Annotated in this window: 13 protein-coding genes and 1 riboswitch; of the genes, 9 read left to right on the forward strand and 4 right to left on the reverse strand. The window is 69.5% G+C overall.

Translation table 11 applies throughout. The annotated features are described in order from the left end of the window. The first annotated feature begins 46 nt into the window (after nt 1-46). The 6 genes from BFE01S_RS46185 to BFE01S_RS37030 all read left to right on the forward strand — a co-directional run bounded on the left by BFE01S_RS46185 (nt 47) and on the right by BFE01S_RS37030 (nt 7,858). The gene (locus tag BFE01S_RS46185) at nt 47-883 is read left to right on the forward strand and encodes an SH3 domain-containing protein (RefSeq protein ID WP_281177386.1); all 837 of its coding nucleotides are present in this window, start codon (nt 47-49) and stop codon (nt 881-883) included. 819 nt (nt 884-1,702) lie between these two features. Continuing rightward, nucleotides 1,703-2,134, forward strand: a complete 432-nt coding sequence (locus BFE01S_RS37025; protein WP_042336968.1) for a hypothetical protein — start codon at nt 1,703-1,705, stop codon at nt 2,132-2,134. 349 nt (nt 2,135-2,483) lie between these two features. Continuing rightward, on the forward strand, nt 2,484-3,182 hold the full coding sequence (locus BFE01S_RS01700; protein WP_028224098.1) for a response regulator transcription factor: 699 nt from the start codon (nt 2,484-2,486) through the stop codon (nt 3,180-3,182). Between the two features lie 14 nt (nt 3,183-3,196). Further along, nucleotides 3,197-4,642, forward strand: coding sequence for a FecR domain-containing protein (locus BFE01S_RS01705; protein ID WP_407668175.1), 1,446 nt, complete (start codon nt 3,197-3,199; stop codon nt 4,640-4,642). 11 nt (nt 4,643-4,653) lie between these two features. Continuing rightward, the gene (locus tag BFE01S_RS01710; RefSeq protein ID WP_042336970.1) at nt 4,654-7,065 is read left to right on the forward strand and encodes a CHASE2 domain-containing protein; all 2,412 of its coding nucleotides are present in this window, start codon (nt 4,654-4,656) and stop codon (nt 7,063-7,065) included. 154 nt (nt 7,066-7,219) lie between these two features. Beyond that, complete coding sequence (locus tag BFE01S_RS37030; RefSeq protein WP_169742584.1) at nt 7,220-7,858, forward strand: DUF4136 domain-containing protein; 639 nt, start codon at nt 7,220-7,222, stop codon at nt 7,856-7,858. Between the two features lie 7 nt (nt 7,859-7,865). On the opposite strand, the gene bluB is transcribed toward BFE01S_RS37030, so the two are convergent. The 4 genes from bluB to BFE01S_RS37035 are packed head-to-tail and all read right to left on the reverse strand — an operon-like array spanning nt 7,866 to nt 10,983. Next, nucleotides 7,866-8,540, reverse strand: coding sequence for a 5,6-dimethylbenzimidazole synthase (gene bluB, locus BFE01S_RS01720; RefSeq protein WP_028224101.1), 675 nt, complete (start codon nt 8,538-8,540; stop codon nt 7,866-7,868). Next, the gene (locus BFE01S_RS01725) at nt 8,524-9,822 is read right to left on the reverse strand and encodes a cobyrinate a,c-diamide synthase (RefSeq protein WP_028224102.1); all 1,299 of its coding nucleotides are present in this window, start codon (nt 9,820-9,822) and stop codon (nt 8,524-8,526) included. Before BFE01S_RS01725 ends, bluB begins: the two co-directional genes overlap by 17 nt. Before the next feature lie 4 nt (nt 9,823-9,826). Next, the gene (gene cobO / locus BFE01S_RS01730) at nt 9,827-10,429 is read right to left on the reverse strand and encodes a cob(I)yrinic acid a,c-diamide adenosyltransferase (protein WP_028224103.1); all 603 of its coding nucleotides are present in this window, start codon (nt 10,427-10,429) and stop codon (nt 9,827-9,829) included. A 59-nt stretch (nt 10,430-10,488) separates the two neighbouring features. Next, complete coding sequence (locus tag BFE01S_RS37035) at nt 10,489-10,983, reverse strand: cobalamin biosynthesis protein (RefSeq protein WP_245621004.1); 495 nt, start codon at nt 10,981-10,983, stop codon at nt 10,489-10,491. A gap of 212 nt (nt 10,984-11,195) precedes the next feature. Then, nucleotides 11,196-11,460, forward strand: a riboswitch (cobalamin riboswitch). Between the two features lie 130 nt (nt 11,461-11,590). On the opposite strand from BFE01S_RS37035, the gene cobW reads away from it, so the two are divergent. The 3 genes from cobW to BFE01S_RS01750 are packed head-to-tail and all read left to right on the forward strand — an operon-like array spanning nt 11,591 to nt 17,530. Continuing rightward, nucleotides 11,591-12,667 (forward strand): cobalamin biosynthesis protein CobW, encoded by a 1,077-nt coding sequence (cobW, locus tag BFE01S_RS01740; RefSeq protein ID WP_281177387.1) that lies wholly within the window; start codon nt 11,591-11,593, stop codon nt 12,665-12,667. 40 nt (nt 12,668-12,707) lie between these two features. Continuing rightward, the gene (gene cobN, locus BFE01S_RS01745) at nt 12,708-16,499 is read left to right on the forward strand and encodes a cobaltochelatase subunit CobN (RefSeq protein ID WP_028224105.1); all 3,792 of its coding nucleotides are present in this window, start codon (nt 12,708-12,710) and stop codon (nt 16,497-16,499) included. Beyond that, nucleotides 16,496-17,530, forward strand: a complete 1,035-nt coding sequence (locus tag BFE01S_RS01750) for an ATP-binding protein (protein WP_028224106.1) — start codon at nt 16,496-16,498, stop codon at nt 17,528-17,530. The genes cobN and BFE01S_RS01750 overlap by 4 nt, the downstream gene beginning before the upstream one ends. Nucleotides 17,531-17,571: the final 41 nt, after the last annotated feature.

A 17,571-nucleotide genomic window follows, 5' to 3' on the forward strand; every position in this document is an offset into this window, starting at 1 on the left:
TGCTGTTCTTCATGGCGCGAAGTCTTGACAAAAATGGGGGGAGAAAATGCGTGAGCGGCAATCGATGCGCGCGCGGGCGTTGACCATGGCGACGGTGCTGGCCGCCTGCGGGCTGGCGGCGCCGCAGGCTTTCGCGCAGGCGCAGGCCTATACGAGCGAGCCGGTCGATCTCTATGCCGGCCCTTCCGCCGATTACCCCGTAGTGAGCGAAGTCGGACCCGGCGCACCCGTCGAGGTGATGGGCTGCGTGAGCGACTACTCGTGGTGCGACGTGGCGCTGCCCGGCCTGCGCGGCTGGATCTACGGCGGCTATCTGACTTATCCGTACCAGGGCGGCAACGTGCCGATCGAAGGCTACGGCGCGGTGATCGGGCTGCCTGTGGTGACGTTCGCCATTGGCGCCTACTGGGGCAGTTTCTATCGCGACCGTCCGTGGTACGGGCAGCAGGAGCACTGGGCCCACGTGCCGCCGCCGGGCTATGGCGGAAGGCCGCCGGGGCCGCCGCCACCCGTGCATGGCGGCCCGCCGGGAGGCGGGCACCCGCCGCCACCGCCACCCGGAGGCGGGCATCCGCCGCCTCCGGGCGCAGGCGCGCCGGGTGGTCCGCACCCGCCGCAGCCCGAGGGCAACGTGGCGCGTCCGCCGGCACCTGGGCCCGAGCGCGCGCCCGCACCGCCTGCAGCCGGTGGCCGGCCGCCGGGACCCGCGCCGCAATACGGCGGGCATCCGCCTCCGGGGGCGCAGGGCTTCAACCACCCACCCGGCCCGCCGAACGGCGGCGCGCGTCCGCCCGGACCGGCACCCGGTAACGCGCGTCCTGAGCCGAACCGCGGTGGAGGCGGGGGCAACAACGGCCGCGGCGATTCGCGGCAACAGAACTAGCCGCACTCGCTGCCCCTATGAACGGGACCCGCACGCCGGGTCCCGTTTTCATTCGGCGCACCCTCGCGCATTTGCAATGGAATGCTGATTAATCGATCGGATGATCCCGCCAGGATCGAGCGCATGCCGTCGCCTTCCCACGCGTCTTCACACATGTCTGACGGATTTAACAATCCCTGACAGTAAATTCTGTCGCTTGCAGCGACAATAAGTCATCGCGGCTCAACGACGCCATGGGATTCGGGAAGCAGGACGTCCGGCTGCGCAATCCGATCGTCTGCACGCGGCTTCGCGCGCGACGGTCAGGGGTTTCTGCTACGGGGGTTGGCGTGGCCGGATACGGCGGCATGCCAGCGTGAGAGAAGGCAGAGCGAACCGGAGTTCGCCGGATAACGCTGGAATAGCAGCGCTTTTGTGGGTGGGAGTGGCGATGGCGGCGCCTCGTAATCGTCGTGCCCTGAGGGCGGCGACGACTGGCAGGCAGACGTCGGGCGGTGATGTCGCTTGCGGGTCGGGCGCCGGTGCGGCGAACGACTGCGCCGGCGGACCTGTGCCGGGGGAGGGTACTGGGCCGCGCAGTTCAAGGCAAAGGCCTCGCCACTCATTTTTCGTTCGCCCGCATCGGGGCGGCAAACCATCCAGACCATCAATACGCACCAGTACCCATCGATACCATCGATACCCGTCGATACGAGAGGCGGGGCGGGACGAGCCAGATCGTCCCCGCTCCATTTGCATTGAACGGACACGCAAGGCCGGCGCACCGGAACGATCCGGGCGGCAAGGCCGGATTCGGCGCGGGTTCGCAAGCGAGGGCGCATGTTTTTTCGATTCGGCACGCTAAGGTTGCCGCCCGATTCAAAGGTGGAAGGCGGCAAGCGCGGTCTGGGCCGGGTCGAGCTGGACCCCGGGCGCGACCGGCATGCGCGCGCGGCCATGGAAGCCTATGCGGATGCCTGCGAGCCCGACATGCCGTGGCTTGCCGAAGCGCTGCGCGAGGCCCCCACGGCTCGCCCGGACCGGTTGACCCATTGCTCGGCCACGGTGCTGCGCGTGTTCGTGATTGCGCAGGCGCGCGCGGCGGGGCAGCCCGACTACGCGCATGCGGCCTGGGAGCACGTGCGCATGCAGTTGACGGCGCTGCTGGCCGGCACTCCGCTCTTGCAGACCGACATGGAGGCGGGCCCGGAGAGCGCCTACGCACTCGAACCCCTCGAAGAGCATGGGGGGCCGGCGCGGCCGCTCAGGTGACCGGCCCGTGACCCTGCGGCCGCCTTGCGCGCCGTGCCAATCGGACTTGGGATTTTTCGACTACTATGAGCGAAATCCGATTCCAGAAAGCGGGCGCCGCATCGCTTCCCCATTCCATTCAAGACGAAGCGGGCGTTGCGGCCGGAGCGCGCGCGGCAAAGCCGGCGCGCAGGGAGTGTTGGGAGGGAGGCCCGGGGGCGCAAGGCCCGTGGGTGCGTTCGCGCGGCCGGCGAGGCAGCCGGAGGACCGATGGCCAGGGAGGCCGGCATGGAGGCTGGTCTGACAGCCGTACGCGCGGCGAGCCAGTTTTTCCCGAAAAGATGAATAACGATACTGGGTGCGGGGCATGATGAGAATTGCGGTACTGGACGACGATCCAGCTCAAACCGATTTTGTGTGTCAGACCTTGACGGCGGCGGGTCACGCCTGCCATGCGTTCGCGAAGGGCGGCGAGCTCGTGCGCCAGTTGCGCCGGGAGACGTTCGACCTGCTCGTGCTGGACTGGAACGTACCGGACATGGCGGGCGACGAAGTCCTGAACTGGGTGCGGCAGAGCCTTTCCATGCGGCTGCCGGTCCTCTTCATGACGAGCCGCAGCCGCGAAAGCGACATTGCGCTCATGCTCAACAGCGGTGCCGACGACTACGTGGTCAAGCCCGTTTCCGCGCCCGTGCTGCTCGCGCGCGTGGCTTCGCTGCTGCGCCGCGCCTACCAGCTTCATGCTCCCACGCTGAAGGAAACCTTCGGCGAATACGAATTCGACCTGAAGTCGCGCCTGGTGGCGGTGAACGGGCGGCAGGTCGCGCTCACGCAAAAGGAATTCGATCTCGCGCTGCTCCTGTTCCAGCATTTGAGCCGGCCGCTTTCCCGCGCGCACATTCTCGACGTCATCTGGAAGCAGTCCGACGATATTCCGTCGCGCACGATGGACACCCACGTCTCGATGCTGCGCTCGAAGCTCGGACTGCGCCCCGAGAACGGCTACCGCCTGACGCCGATCTACGGCTACGGCTACCGGCTCGAACGCATCGAAGGGGACGCCGCGTGAGCATCGACCGTTCGATGCGGCCCGCCCAGCCCCGGCGGGCCGCGCGCATGCCGCAAGGTGCGGCGCGCGGCGCGCTTGCCGCACGCTATCTCGGCGCGCTGATCTGCGGAACCCTCGCGGGGATGCCGGGCGCGCAGGCGCACGAGGCGTCGCACGCGCACGGCCACGGCGCCGCGCCTGCCGCCACGGTCACGTACGTGACCCGTCCGGGCGATTCGCTCTACGTGATCGCCAACCGCTACCTGCGCGATCCGTCCGACTGGGTCTCTCTCGCGCGCCTCAACCACGTGAGCGAGCCGCGCCATCTGCAGCCCGGCATCGCGCTGCGCGTGCCCGTCGCGCTGCTGCGCCAGGACGGTCTGGCCGCGAAAGTGATCGCCGCCAACGGCCCCGTGACGCACGCGTTTCGCAACGCGCCTTCGCTGCCGCTCGTGGTGGGGTCGAGCCTCGTCGAAGGCGACCGGGTGCAGACGGGCAAGGACGGCTTCGCCACCCTCGAACTGGCCGACGGCACCCATCTGATCATCCCGCCCGAGACCTCGCTCGAACTGGGCACGCTGCGCCAGACCGCGCTCACCGGCACGACCGACCGCATCATCAACCTGAAGCAGGGCGAGGTGGACAGCGAGGTCACCCATGCCACGCAGAAGGACGACCGCTTCCAGATCCGCTCGCCCTCCGTGGTGGCGGGCGTGCGCGGCACGAGCTTCCGCGTGAGCTACGACGGCGGCAACGGCTCGACGGCCGTCGAAGTGCTGGAAGGCGCCGTGGGCGTCGATGCGGCGCACGGCGGCGCGGGTGCGCCCGCGCCGGGCACTCCGCTCGCGGCGTCGAGCGAACTCGTTGCCGCGCGTCACGGCAGCTTCACGACGGCGGGCGGCGCGGTCGGCAGCCCGGTGGCGCTGCTCGATGCCCCCGACCTCGAGCATCCCGCCAGGGTGCAGGACGACGCCAGCGTCGCCTTCGACATCGCGCCGGTCGAGACCGCGCGCGGCTACCGCGTGCAGATCGGGCGCGACGCGGGCCTCCTCGAGATGATCCGCGACCTGCGCAGCGATTCCGCGCATGCCGATGCGGGCGCGCTGCCCGACGGCACCTACTTCGTGCGCATTACCGCGATCGATCAGAACGGCCTCGAAGGCATGCCCAACACCTATGCCTTCGAGCGCCGCCGTCTCGCATTCGGCACCTCGGCCGGGCGGCTCGACGACACGCGCAACTACGCGTTCCGCTGGTTCGTCGACCGCAACGCGGCCAACCTGCATTTCCGCTTCGTGCTCGCCACCGGGCCGGATCTGCGCGTGCCGCTCGTCGACCGCACGGACATCGCGGGCGGCGAAGTCGTCGTGAGCGATCTGCCCAAGGGCGTGTACTACTGGACGGTGATCGCCGAGCAGTTCGAAAACGGCCGCTACTACCAGAAGGCGAGCCCGGTCCAGTCGTTCCGGCTCGACTGGTGACGGCACCCGGGATGAGCGTCAAGCCGCGTCTGCGCCTTGGCCTCTCGGTTGGGCGCCGCTTCCTGTACGAATGGGTGGGCGTGGGCTGCGCGGGCCTCGTGCTCGTGCTGCTGACGGTCGTCTGGCACTGGACCTCGGGCGCCGATCATCTCGTCTACGACCGCTTCCTCGCGGCGCGCACGCATCCGGTCTCGCCCGACATCGTGATCGTCGAGATCGACAATGCGAGCGTGGCCGCGCTCGGGCGCTGGCCCTGGCCGCGCAGCGTCCACGCGCGGCTCGTCGATCAGCTTGCGAAAGCGGGCGCGGCGGCGGTGGTGTACGACGTGCTCTTCACCGAGCCTTCCGGCGACGACGCACGTTTTGCGCAGGCGCTCGCCGCGCTGCCCGCCTACCTGCCGATCCTGCTCACGCCCGCGGACGAAGCCGGCAACCGCACAGCCGTGCTGCCCGTCGCGCCGCTTGCGAAAGCGGTGGCGGGCCTCGGCCACATCAATCTCGAAGTCGACGACGACGGCATCGTGCGCAGCGTCGCGCTCTTCGAAGGCGACGCGCACCAGCGCTGGCCGCAACTCATGGTGCCGGTCTGGCGTGCGGTGCGCCGCGGTCAGATCGCGCTCGCGGGCGGTGCGCCGGGGAACATGCACGGCCCCGACCTGACGCGCGCGGGCGCTCCCGGCAGCGAGGCGCGCTTTCTGATTCCGTTCAGCGCGTCCGCGCAGACTTACCGCAAGGTCTCGTTCGACGACGTGCTGGAAGGCCGCGTGCCGCCCGACGTGCTGCGCGGGCACGTGGTGCTGGTGGGCGTGACGGCCTCCGGCCTCTACGACCGTTTCGCCACGCCGCTTTCGGGCACGCTCGGGCCGCTGCCGGGCGTCTATATCCACGCCAGCATCCTCGACACGCTGTTCTCCGGCACCGCCATCGAACCCGCTTCCACGGTCTCGCGCGTGCTGGCCACGCTCGTGCCGCTCGCACTGGTGCTGGCGGGTTTTCTGGTGCTCTCGCCGTGGCGGGCGCTGCTGCTTTCGGCGGTGCTCGGCGCGGCGTCGTTCGTCGCGAGCGCCGCGCTTCTATACGGCGCGCGCGTGTGGCTGAGCCCCGTGCCCGCCGTCGTCGTGCTGCTGGTGGTGTATCCGGTCTGGAGCTGGCGGCGCCTCGAAATGACGATGGCGTATCTGCGCAAGGAGCTGCGCCAGTTGGCCGACGAACCCTATCTGCTGCCCGAAGCGCCCCATTCGCGCCGCGAGTACGGGGGCGATGCGCTCGCGCAGCAGATGGCGCTGATGGCGCAGGCCGCCCAGCGGCTGCAGGACATGCGCCGCTTCGTGTGGGACAGCCTCGATTCGGTGCCGGAGCCGATTCTCGTTGCCGACCTGCGCGGCTTCGTGCTGATCGCCAACCATGCGGCGCGCGAGTCGTTCGCGCGGCTCGGCATCGACGTGGCCGAAGGGCGGGCGATGGCGGAGGTGTTCGGCGGCTTCGCGCTCGTCAAGCCGATCGACCCGAGCCCCGAGGCGGCGACCTTCGCCCACGCGCACTGGCCCGCGCCGCTCGACCCGGCGCGCGACGAGTACGCCGCGCTCATGGCGCGCGGCCTCGAAGTGCGCGCGGGCGACGGCAGCGACTACCTGCTGCGCTACGCGCGCTGCACGAACGCCCAGGGGCAGGCGGTGGGCTGGATCGCGGGCCTCGTGGACGTGACCGCGCTGCACGACGCCGAACGCCAGCGCGAGAGCGCGCTGCGGCTCCTCTCGCACGACATGCGCTCGCCGCAGGCGTCGATCGTCGCGCTGGTGGAGACCGAGCGCGAGCGCGGCACGCTCGACACGGCCCCCGTGCGCGACGTGATGGACCGGATCGAGCGCTACGCGCGGCGCGCGCTCACGCTCGCGGACGACTTCGTGCAACTGGCGCGCGCCGAATCGCAGGTCTATGCGCTCGAGCCGACGAGCCTGGCCGAGCTCGTGATCGACGCGAGCGACGAAGTCTGGCCGCAGGCACGCGCGAAGCACATCCAGATCGAAACCGTGTTCGAAGACGACGAGGCGGGCTGGATCAACGCCGACCGCTCGCTCATGACGCGGGCGCTCGTGAACATTCTGAACAACGCGGTCAAATACAGCCCACCCGATACCCGAATTGTCTGTACTATCGGGGGCGCGGCGCCGACGGCCCAGCACGTGGTCTGCTCGATACGCGACGAAGGCTACGGCATCGACCCGGCCGACCAGGCGAAGCTGTTCGAGCCGTTCCGGCGCTTTCATGCCGGGCAGCGGCCCGAAGTGGCCGGGGTGGGGCTGGGCATGGCCTTCGTGAAGACCGTCGTGACGCGTCATGGCGGCGACGTCGAGGTCGCGAGCGAGCCCGGCCGGGGCACTACGCTGACCTTGTCGCTGCCGGCGCTCGACGCGCCGGCCTGATTTCCGCCGGCCGCCCGTGCGGGCTGCCCATGTCGCCGACGTTGCCTATATGTCGCCCACATGTCGCCCATATCGGCCGCCGGCCCTTGAGCGCTGCCCCCCTGATCCCGCGAGCCGTCGAAGACGGCCGGCAGCAAGACCGATGGAGTTTCCCGTGAAGATCCCGTTGACGATCTGCACTTTTCTGATGCTAGCCGCGCTCGCCGGCTGCGCGGGCGTGACGGCCGAGGTGGACGCGCGCGGCGCGTTGCCCGACGCGGGTCAGCGCACCGTGGCCTATCGTTTCGCGCCCACGCCGGTGCAGGCCGAGGCAGGGGTCAACCCGCCCTACGAAACCTTGCTGCGCGATGGTCTCGCGAAGCGCGGCTTCGTGGAAGGGCAGCCCAAAGCGGCGGCCTACCTCGTCTCGGCGGCGTGGTCCACGCGCCCGGCCGAGGTGACCGTCGCGACGAGCGATTGCAAGGACGCGTGCGCGGCGCCGGCTGGCGCTTCGTTTCCGTGGTTCGGGCGGCCCTATGTTCACACGCTCACGCTGCGCTTTTTCGCGTTGCCCGAGGGCGCCGAGGCGTACCGCGTGAGCGTCGTGAAGCGCGACCGCGACGCCGACGCACAAGCGGCGCTGCCGTATCTCGTGGCGGGCGCGCTGGCCCGGCTGCCCTATGCGGGCGCGCCGCAATGGCGCGTGAAGTTGCGCGCCGCCGGCCAAACGGGAGGAACGGCCGGGGATAGCGCGGCGACAACGGGCGCGATGCCCGAAGTGGTCTCCGTAAAAGCCGTCGCGCCGGCGCAGTGACCGGCCCTCAGGCGCCGGGCGGCGGCGTTTCCCCTTCGGGCGCCTGCGGCCAGCGGTTTTCGTAGAGACACTCGCCCAGCGCGCGACGCTTCGCCCACGCCTCCATTTCCAGCATCGGCTGCGGATAGAACGCGGCAACCTGGCCGAGACACAGGATCGCCACGGGCTTCGCGCCCGGCGGCATGGCGAGGAGAGCGTGCACCTCGTCCACGTCGAAGATCGATACCCAGCCCATGCCCAGCCCTTCCGCGCGGGCCGCGAGCCACATGTTCTGGATCGCGCAGGCCACCGAAGCCAGGTCCATCTCCGGCAGCGTGCGCCGGCCAAAGACGTGCGGCTCGCGGCGGTCCATCAGCGCGACCACCAGCAGTTCGCCGCATTCGCGCATGCCTTCCACCTTCAGCTTCATGAACTCGTCGTGCCGTTGGCCCAACGCATCGGCGGTGGCGAGACGCTCGCGTTCCACCGCCGCGTGTAGTTGCTCGCGCAACGTCGTGTCGGTGATGCGCAGGATGCGCCACGGCTGCATGAAGCCCACGCTCGGCGCGTGATGCGCGGCATCGAGCAGGCGCGCGAGCGTGGCGGGATCGACGGGGCCGGGCACGAAGTGCCGCATGTCGCGCCGTTCGTAGATCGCGCGGTAAACCGCCGCGCGTTCGGCTTCGTCAAAAGGCTGTGCCATGGAAGAGTGCGGCCGTGAAAGCGGGGTTGGAGGGCCAGTAGGCGTGCAGATAGCTCGCGACAACCGGCCCGTGGCGGTAGAGCGGTTCGCCGGGGGCGTCGGTTTGTGCGTGGCGCGCGACGAGCGCGGGCGCGAGCGGCGTGCTCACGCGCGAATAGTGGAACGTGTGGCCCGTGAGCGTGCCGTGCGCGCCGGTCAGCCGTTGCATGCCGAGCGCCGCGAAGCGCTTTTGCATGACGGCTTCGCCGGGCAGCAGGCCGAGCATGGGGGTGCGTGTGCCGGCGGTGTCGGTCAGCGCATCGAGCAGCCAGAGCATGCCGCCGCATTCGGCGACGAGCGGCTTGCCGGCTTGCACGTGCGCGCGCATGGCGGCAGCGCTGTGCGCGTTGCGCGCGAGCGCTGCCGCATGGAGTTCGGGGTAGCCGCCGGGCAGATAGATCGCGTCGGCATGGGCGGGCGCTTCGTTGGCGAGCGGAGAAAAGTACGTGACGCGTGCGCCCAGCGCTTCGAGCAGCGCCACGTTCGCCGGATAGATGAACGAGAAGGCCGCGTCGCGCGCAATGGCGATGCGCTTGCCGTCGAGCAGGCGGGGCAGCGGGAGCGCCTCGCGCCCAGGCGCGAACTCCACGGGCGGCGGCAGATCGGCGAGCGCGGTGTGCAGCAGCGCGTCGGCCGCGCGTTCGATGCGTGCGTCGAGATCGGCGATCTCGCTCGCCTGGTGCAGCCCGAGATGGCGGCCGGGCAATTCAAGCAGCGCGTCGCTGGCCACGTGGCCGAGCCAGCGGAGGTCGTCCGGCAACGCTTCCTGCAGCATTTGTGCATGCCGTGCCGAGCCCACGCGGTTGGCCAGCACGCCATGAAACGGCACCTCGGGCCGAAAGCGCGCGAGCCCGAACGCGAGCGCGCCGAAGGTCTGCGCCATCGCTTTCGCCGAGATTGCCGCAGCCACCGGCACACCGAACGTGACCGCCAGATCGGCGCTGCTGGGCGTGCCGTCATAGAGGCCCATCACCCCTTCGATCAGGATCACATCGGCTTCCTGCGCGGCCTGCGCGAGCAGCGTGCGGCAGCCGTCTTCGCCCACCATCCACAGGTCGAGCGAGAGGACCGGCGCGCCGCTCGCCTGCGCGAGGATCATCGGGTCGAGAAAGTCGGGGCCGGTCTTGAACACGCGCACGCGCCGTCCCGCCCGTCGATGCAGGCGCGCGAGACCCGCGGTGAGCGTGGTCTTGCCTTGGCCAGAAGCGGGTGCGCTGATGAAGAGCGCGGGACACGCAACCATCGGCCTAGAACTCCACGCCCTTTTGCGCTTTCACGCCTTGCTCGCGGTACGGATGCTTCACGAGCCGCATTTCGGTCACGAGGTCGGCGGCTTCGATCAGCGCGTCGGGCGCGTGGCGCCCCGTCACGACCACGTGCTGCTGCGGGCCGCGTGCGGCGAGCACGGCCAGCACTTCGTCGAGGCCGAGGTACTCGTACTTGAGCACCGTGTTCAGTTCGTCGAGGATCACCATGCCGTACTCGCCGCTTTCGATCATGCGCTTCGCCGCGTCCCAGCCCTTGCGCGCGGTGGCGATATCGGCGTCGCGGTTCTGGGTGTTCCAGGTATAGCCGTCGCCCATCGTCACGAAGTCGCAGTGCGCGACGGTGCTCAGGAAATCGCGTTCGGCCGTGTGCAGCGCGCCCTTGATGAACTGCACGACGCCAAGCTTCATGCCGTGGCCCAGCACGCGCACGGCCATGCCGAACGCCGCCGTGCTCTTGCCCTTGCCGTTGCCGGTGTTCACGATCAGCAGGCCCTTTTCGACGGTGGCGGCAGCCTGTTTTTTCTCGTGGCCTTCACGGCGGCGTTGCGTCATGCGCTGGTGCGAATCGGGATCGGTTTTCATGGCCTGGTGAGTGGTGAAGTTTCGTGAAGCGGGTGGGATGCGCTGCCCGTGTGGCGATATCAGCGTGCCGCGTGGATTGCCGCGTTGGGCTCCGGGTGCCGCAGCGCGATGGCGACTGTCACGCCGTCGAGCGCGAGCTTGCCGCGCCACAGCGGGCCTGCGCCGGCGGCGAGGCGTGCGCACGGTTCGCAGACGCCGTCCACGCCGAACTGCGCGCGCGCCGCAGCCGATGGTGCGCTTTGCAGCGGCGCGGCGGCGAGCGCATCGCGCGCGTACGCATGAAGCGGCAAGCCGTGCGCGGCGCAGAACTGGCGCAGGGCCGGCTCGTTCGCCTTGGCGTCGAGCGTCCCCACGGCCGTCACGCGCGCGAGCGGCGTGCCGTCGAGCGCGGCCTGCACGGCACGTTCGATCTGCGCGAGCGTCACGCCACGGCGGCAGCCTATGCCGAGCACGAGCGGCGCCTCCCCGGTCGAGCCTGACGAATCGGTCGACCCGGACGACCCGGACAGCGGCGACGAAACACGGGGCTGGCTTGCGGACGGAGCGGAATTCACGGTGAGCGCGTGGGGAGGCAGCAACGGGCGAGGCGGCGCGGGTTCGCGCCTGGCGCCGCGGATGCGGGCATACGATAGCACACGGCTTTTCGCGTTCGAGCAGAGGCGCAGCGCGCCAGGGGTAAACAACCGCAAAGCAACGGCACAGCAACGGCGTAGCAACCGCAAAGCGCGACGCGGGGCCGTTCCTTGACGCGCTTGCGGCCCACGCCTACACTCGCACGCACTCTGGTGCTCGCGTGCGCGTTCCTTGCGCGCGCAGTTAAACGGGAATCAGGGAGCCATTCCCGCCTGCGGCATGGCCAACCTGAACTGCACCCGCAACGGTACAACGAACGCATGGCTCCGATCGTCCGGTCGGGCGATGCACCCCGCTTCGACGCATGCCACTGTGCGGCCGGTCCTGCCGGACCGCCGCGCGGGAAGGCGAGGCGGGGCTTCGTCAGTCCGGATACCGGCCAGATACGAAGGATGCGCGCTGCGGGGATGCGGCGCCCATTCCACGATTGTCCATGCGTGCTGCCGGGCTCGCGTCCGTGCCGGGCACTGCCGTCCGGCCCGGCCTACACGTGCGCGGCCCCTCGCGCCGAAGGAGCACCTCATGCAAATGCGCAAGATCCCCGTCACCATCGTCACGGGTTTTCTCGGCAGCGGCAAGACCACGCTGCTGCGTCACATTCTCCAGCACGCGGGCGGTTTGCGCGTTGCGGTGATCGTCAACGAGTTCGGCGAACTCGGCATCGACGGCGAAATCCTGCGCGGCTGCGGTATCGGCTGCGACGAAGCGGGCAACGAACAGGCAGGCCAGCTTTACGAACTCGCCAATGGGTGTTTGTGCTGCACCGTGCAGGAAGAGTTCTTCCCGGTGATGGAGCAACTGCTCGAACGCCGCGGCGAAATCGATCACATCCTGATCGAAACCTCGGGCCTCGCGCTGCCCAAGCCGCTCGTGCAGGCGTTCAACTGGCCGTCGATCCGCAACGCCTTCACGGTCGATGCGGTGGTGACGGTGGTGGACGGCCCCGCCGCGGCAAGCGGCCAGTTCGCGGAGAACCCGCAGGCCGTGGACGAACAGCGCAGGGCCGATCCGAATCTCGATCACGAGTCGCCGCTGCACGAACTGTTCGAAGACCAGCTTGCGTCCGCGGATCTCGTGATCCTCAACAAGACCGATCTGATCGACACGGCCGCGCAGGACGCGCTCATCGAAGAACTGCGCGAAGAACTGCCGCCGCAGGTGAAGATCGTGCGCGCGCAGCACGGCAAGCTCGACCTGCACACGCTGCTCGGGCTCGAATCGGCCTCGGAGGAAAGCATCCATCTGCGCCACGATCATCACGGCTCGGCGGACGACCCCGACCATCACCACGACGAATTCGATTCGGTGGTCGTGACGGCGCAGGTTGCCTCGCGCGAAGGCGCGATCGACGCGCTGCAACGGCTCGTGGATACCCACACGATCTATCGCGTGAAGGGTTTCGCGGCGCTGCCGGGCGCACCGATGCGCCTCGTCGTGCAGGGCGTGGGCCGGCGCTTCGACAGTTATTTCGACCGCCGCTGGAACGCGCAGGAAGCCGCCGCGCAACCGCTCGCGAGCCGCTTCGTGCTGATCGGCGAGGATCTCGACGCCGCGACGCTGCAGCGCGCGTTCGAAGCGGCGCTCGCGCCTTCCGCGCTGGCCTGATGGCCGCGCCCGCGCACTAGCGCTCCCGCCGCTACCCGCCATGCATCTCTTGCGCACCACGCCCGGTGGTTTCGTCGACGACACCGCCGGCGTGATCCGCATCGATCAGCAGCCCGCCGAGATTGTCATTCTCAGTTCCGCCGATACGACGCTCGCCCTGCTCGCGAGCGTCGTGCCGCGCCTGCCCGCCGGCTTCCCGAGCGTGCGGCTCGCGAACGTGACGTATCTGCGCCAGCCGGCCTCGGTGGACTTCTATGTCGATGACGTGCTCCAGCATGCGCGCGTGGTCGTGGTCGATCATCTGGGCGGCGAGGCGTACTGGCCGTACGGCATCGAGCAGGTGGTGGCGCTGGCCGAGCGCCGCAACCAGATGCTCGCGATGTTCTCCGGCGATCTGCAGGAGGACCCGAATCTCACGGCAAAGAGCCGCGTCGAGCCCGAATTCTGCCGCCTGCTGTGGCGCTATCTGCGCGAAGGCGGCGCGGCGAATGCCGAGGGCTTTCTGCGCGCGCTCGCGTGGCGCGCGTTCGCGTGGGGCAGCGAACCGGCGCCGCCCGTGGCGCTGCCCGCCGCCGCGCTCTATCACCCGTCGCGCGACATCGCCACGATCGACGACTGGCGCGCGCGCTGGCAGCCCGCGGCGCCCGTGGTCGCGCTGCTGTTCTACAAGGCGCATCTGCAGGCCGCCAATACGGCGGCCTTCGACGCGCTGATCGAAGCGCTGATCGAGCGCGGCATCAATCCGCTGCCGCTCGCCGTCACGTCGCTGAAGGACGCGTTGAGCCGCGACGTCATCGACCGCCTTTGCGCCGCGCACAACGTCGCGCTCGTGCTGAACACGACGGCCTTCGCAGCTTCGTCATTCGACGACCCCGCGCCGCTCGCGCTGGCGGGCGACGCGCCGGTGCTCCAGGTGATTCTCAGCGGCGGCAACCGCGAAGACTGGCTGAAGGACAACCACGGCCTCAATTCGCGCGATATCGCCATGCACGTCGCGCTGCCCGAAGTGGACGGCCGCGTGATTACGCGCGCGATCAGCTTCAAGGGGCTCGCGTATCACTGCAAGGCCACTCAGGTCGATGTCGTGCGCTATCAGCCCGATGCGGAGCGCGTGGCCTTCGTGGCCGAACTGAGTCGCCGCTGGTGCCGCTTGCGCAGCTTGCCGAACGCGCAGAAGAAACTCGCGCTCGTGCTCGCAAACTATCCGATGAGCGAAGGGCGCATCGGCAACGGCGTGGGGCTCGATACACCGGCCTCGGTGGTGGGCATCCTGCGGATGCTGCGCGACGAAGGCTACCGCGTAAGCGACTTGCCCGACGACGGCGAAGCCCTGATGGTGCGGCTGACCGGCGGCGTGACCAACGACCCGGATACGCGCGAGTTGCGGCCCGCGTGGCAGAGCCTCGCGCTCGACGACTACCGGCGCGCGTTCTCGCAACTGCCCGCCGCCGCGCAGAACGCGCTCATCGCGCGCTGGGGCGCGCCGGAGCAGGACCCCATGGTGCGCCGCGGCCGCTTCATGATCGCGGGCTGGCGCTGCGGCCAGGTGTTCGTGGGCATCCAGCCGTCACGCTCGCGCGGCGACAACACCTACGCGAACTATCACGACGCCGAACTCGTGCCGCCTCACGCGTACCTCGCGTTCTACTTCTGGCTGCGCGGGACCTTCGGCATCGACGCAATCGCGCACGTCGGCAAGCACGGCAACCTTGAATGGCTGCCCGGCAAGAGCGTTGCGCTCGCCGACACCTGCTGGCCCGACATGGCGCTCGGCCCGCTGCCGCATCTCTATCCGTTCATCGTGAACGACCCCGGCGAAGGCAGCCAGGCGAAGCGCCGCGCACAGGCCGTGATTATCGATCACCTGATGCCGCCGCTCACGCGCGCCGAAAACTATGGCCCGCTTCAGGATCTCGAACGGCAGGTTGAAGAGTACTACGAAGCATTGATGGTCGATCCGCGCCGCGCGAAGCTGCTGCGCCGGACCATCCTGGAGACGATTGTCGAGCACCGGCTGCACGAGGAACTGAGCATGCCGGCGCCGCGGGACGAAGCGACGGAAGACGCGTTGCTCACGCGCGCCGATGCGTATCTGTGCGAACTGAAGGAAGCGCAGATTCGCGACGGCCTGCATACCTTCGGCATCTCGCCGCAAGGCACGCAGCGGCGCGACACGCTGCTCGCGCTGGGCCGCTATCCCTATGGCGACGGGCAGGGCGCCAACGCGGGGCTGATCGACGCGCTTGCGCGCGATTTCCGCATCGATCATCTGCTCGATGCCGCCACCGCCGATTGGGCTGCGCCGTGGACGGGACCGCGCCCGGCCATGCTCGATGCCGTGAGCGATGCGCCCTGGCGTCATGCAGGCGACACGCGCGAGCGCCTGGAGGCGCTGGCCGGCTCGCTGGTTGCCAGGGTGTGCGAAGGATATGCCGTAGACGGCGACGCCTCAATGCCCCACGCGGCGAAAGTGCTCGGGCGCCTGCGCGACGACGTGCTGCCGCGCCTCGACGCCTGCGGCGAAGAAGAGCTGCGCCAGTTCCGCCGCGCGCTCGAAGGCCGCTTCGTGCCGCCCGGTCCCAGCGGTTCGCCCTCGCGCGGCCGCCCCGACGTGCTGCCCACGGGCCGCAACTTCTACTCGGTCGATACGCGCGCGGTGCCGACCCAGGCGGCCTGGTCGCTCGGCATGAAGTCGGCGCAGCAGTTGATCGAGCGGCATCTGCAGGACCATGGCGACTATCCGCGCGCCGTGGGGCTTTCGGTCTGGGGCACGGCCACCATGCGCACGGGCGGCGACGACATCGCCCAGGCACTCGCGCTGCTCGGCGTGCGGCCGAAGTGGGCGGCGGGCAGCCAGCGCGTGATCGACTTCGAAATCATGCCGATCGAGGCGCTCGACCGGCCGCGCATCGACGTGACGCTGCGCGTTTCGGGCTTCTTTCGCGACGCGTTTCCGAACGTCATGCATCTCTTCGACGCGGCGGTCCAGGCCGTGGCGGACCTCGACGAGCCGCCGCATCAGAACCTGCTGCGCGAGCGCGTGCTGCGCGAACGCGATGCGCTCGTCGAACGTGGCGCCGATGCCGCCGAGGCCCGCCGCCGCGCGGGCTGGCGCGTATTCAGCGCGCGCCCCGGCCACTACGGTGCAGGCTTGCAGGACCTGATCGACCAGCGCCAGTGGCAGACCGACGCCGATCTTGCCGAAGCCTACCAGGCCTGGGGCGGCTACGCCTACGCGCAGAACAGCGCGGGCGACGAGGCACGCGCGGCATTCGGCGCACGCCTTGCGGCCATCGATGTCGTGCTGCAGAACCAGGACAATCGCGAGCACGACGTGCTCGACTCGAACGACTACTACCAGTTCCAGGGCGGCATGGCCGCAGCGGCGCGGCACTTCTCGCGCGCGCAGCCCACCCTGTATCACGCCGACCACAGCAACCCGGCTGCGCCGGCCATCCGTCCGCTTGGCGAAGAGATCGCACGCGTGATCCGCTCGCGCGTGGCGAACCCGAAGTGGATCGACGGCGTGAAGCGCCACGGCTACAAGGGCGCGGCGGAGATGGCGGCGACCGTCGATTACCTGTTCGGCTACGACGCGACGGCGCGCGTGGTGGGCGACCATCAGTACGCGCTCGTCGCCGCCGCCTACGTTCACGACGACGCCACGCGCGCTTTCCTCGAACGGCATAATCCGCACGCGCTGCATGCCATCTGCGAGCGCCTGCTTGAGGCGATCCAGCGCGGACTGTGGCAGCAGCCGGGCGAGCAGCGCGCTCAACTCGAACAACGCCTGCTCGAAGCGGGGCAGAGACTCGAAGGATCAGGACCATGAACGAAGCGGCGCCGCGCCCTGCGTTTCCTTTTACCGCGCTGGTGGGGCAGACACCGTTGCAGCAGGCACTGCTGCTCGCGGCTGTCGATCCGGCCATTGGCGGCGTGCTCGTGAGCGGCCCGCGCGGCACGGCGAAATCCACGGCAGCCCGCGCGCTGGCGGCGTTGCTGCCCGATGGCGCGTTCGTGACGCTGCCGCTTTCCGCAAGCGAAGAAAAGCTGGTGGGCTCGCTCGATCTGGAAGCGGCGCTGCGCGAGAGTGCCGTGCGCTTCTCGCCCGGGCTGCTCGCGAAAGCGCACCGCGGGGTGCTTTACGTCGATGAAGTGAATCTGCTGCCGGACGCGCTGGTGGACATGCTGCTCGATGCCGCGGCAAGCGGCAGCAATACCATCGAGCGCGATGGCATTTCGCATACGCACGATGCGCGCTTCGTTCTGGTGGGCACGATGAATCCCGAGGAGGGCGAGTTGCGTCCGCAACTGCTCGACCGGTTCGGCCTGATGGTCGAGCTTCACAACGCCTACGATGCGCGCGAGCGGCAGCAGATCGTCAAGGCGCGGCTGGCCTTCGACGCCGATCCGCAGGCGTTTTGCGCCGCGCATGAAGCGGCGCAGCGCGGGCTCGCAGGGCGGCTGCGCGCCGCGCGCGAGCGTGTGAACTCCCTCGTGGCCGGCGACGCCGTGCATGAGCGCGTGGCGGCGCTATGCATCGAAGCCGCCGTGGATGGCCTGCGTGCCGATATCGTGATGCTGCGCGCCGCCCGTGCGCTGGCCGCATTCGAAGGGGCCGGCGAGGTGAGCGTGGCGCATGTGGACCGCGTAGCCGAAGCCGTGCTCGCGCACCGGCGCCGGGCGGATCCGGCGCCTGCGCCGCAGAACGCGGCGGATGCGGGGCACGCTCCCACGCATGAAACACATTCGCACTCCCAGGTAGAGACCAGTGCGGAAACCGATTGGGGCGAGCTTGCACCGGAGCTGGTCGCGGCGACGAGCGTGAAGGGTGTGATCCCGCTGCCTTCAAAAAAACGCTGACCCGTCGGGCAAGGGCCGCCGCCTTCGTACAGGGCGGCGCC

The organism is Paraburkholderia ferrariae NBRC 106233 (assembly GCF_000685035.1).
GTDB classification, from domain to species: Bacteria; Pseudomonadota; Gammaproteobacteria; order Burkholderiales; family Burkholderiaceae; genus Paraburkholderia; species Paraburkholderia ferrariae.

What these genes read in the sequence shown, in the direction of transcription:
- cobN (WP_028224105.1), top strand. Translation starts at nt 12,708, where the DNA reads ATGCATCTCTTGCGCACCACGCCCGGTGGTTTCGTCGACGACACCGCC.
- BFE01S_RS01750 (WP_028224106.1), top strand. Translation starts at nt 16,496, where the DNA reads ATGAACGAAGCGGCGCCGCGCCCTGCGTTTCCTTTTACCGCGCTGGTG.
- BFE01S_RS37025 (WP_042336968.1), top strand. Translation starts at nt 1,703, where the DNA reads ATGTTTTTTCGATTCGGCACGCTAAGGTTGCCGCCCGATTCAAAGGTG.
- BFE01S_RS46185 (WP_281177386.1), top strand. Translation starts at nt 47, where the DNA reads ATGCGTGAGCGGCAATCGATGCGCGCGCGGGCGTTGACCATGGCGACG.
- BFE01S_RS01710 (WP_042336970.1), top strand. Translation starts at nt 4,654, where the DNA reads ATGAGCGTCAAGCCGCGTCTGCGCCTTGGCCTCTCGGTTGGGCGCCGC.
- cobO (WP_028224103.1), bottom strand. Translation starts at nt 10,429, where the DNA reads ATGAAAACCGATCCCGATTCGCACCAGCGCATGACGCAACGCCGCCGT.
- BFE01S_RS01705 (WP_407668175.1), top strand. Translation starts at nt 3,197, where the DNA reads ATGCGGCCCGCCCAGCCCCGGCGGGCCGCGCGCATGCCGCAAGGTGCG.
- BFE01S_RS01725 (WP_028224102.1), bottom strand. Translation starts at nt 9,822, where the DNA reads ATGGTTGCGTGTCCCGCGCTCTTCATCAGCGCACCCGCTTCTGGCCAA.
- BFE01S_RS01700 (WP_028224098.1), top strand. Translation starts at nt 2,484, where the DNA reads ATGAGAATTGCGGTACTGGACGACGATCCAGCTCAAACCGATTTTGTG.
- bluB (WP_028224101.1), bottom strand. Translation starts at nt 8,540, where the DNA reads ATGGCACAGCCTTTTGACGAAGCCGAACGCGCGGCGGTTTACCGCGCG.
- cobW (WP_281177387.1), top strand. Translation starts at nt 11,591, where the DNA reads ATGCGCAAGATCCCCGTCACCATCGTCACGGGTTTTCTCGGCAGCGGC.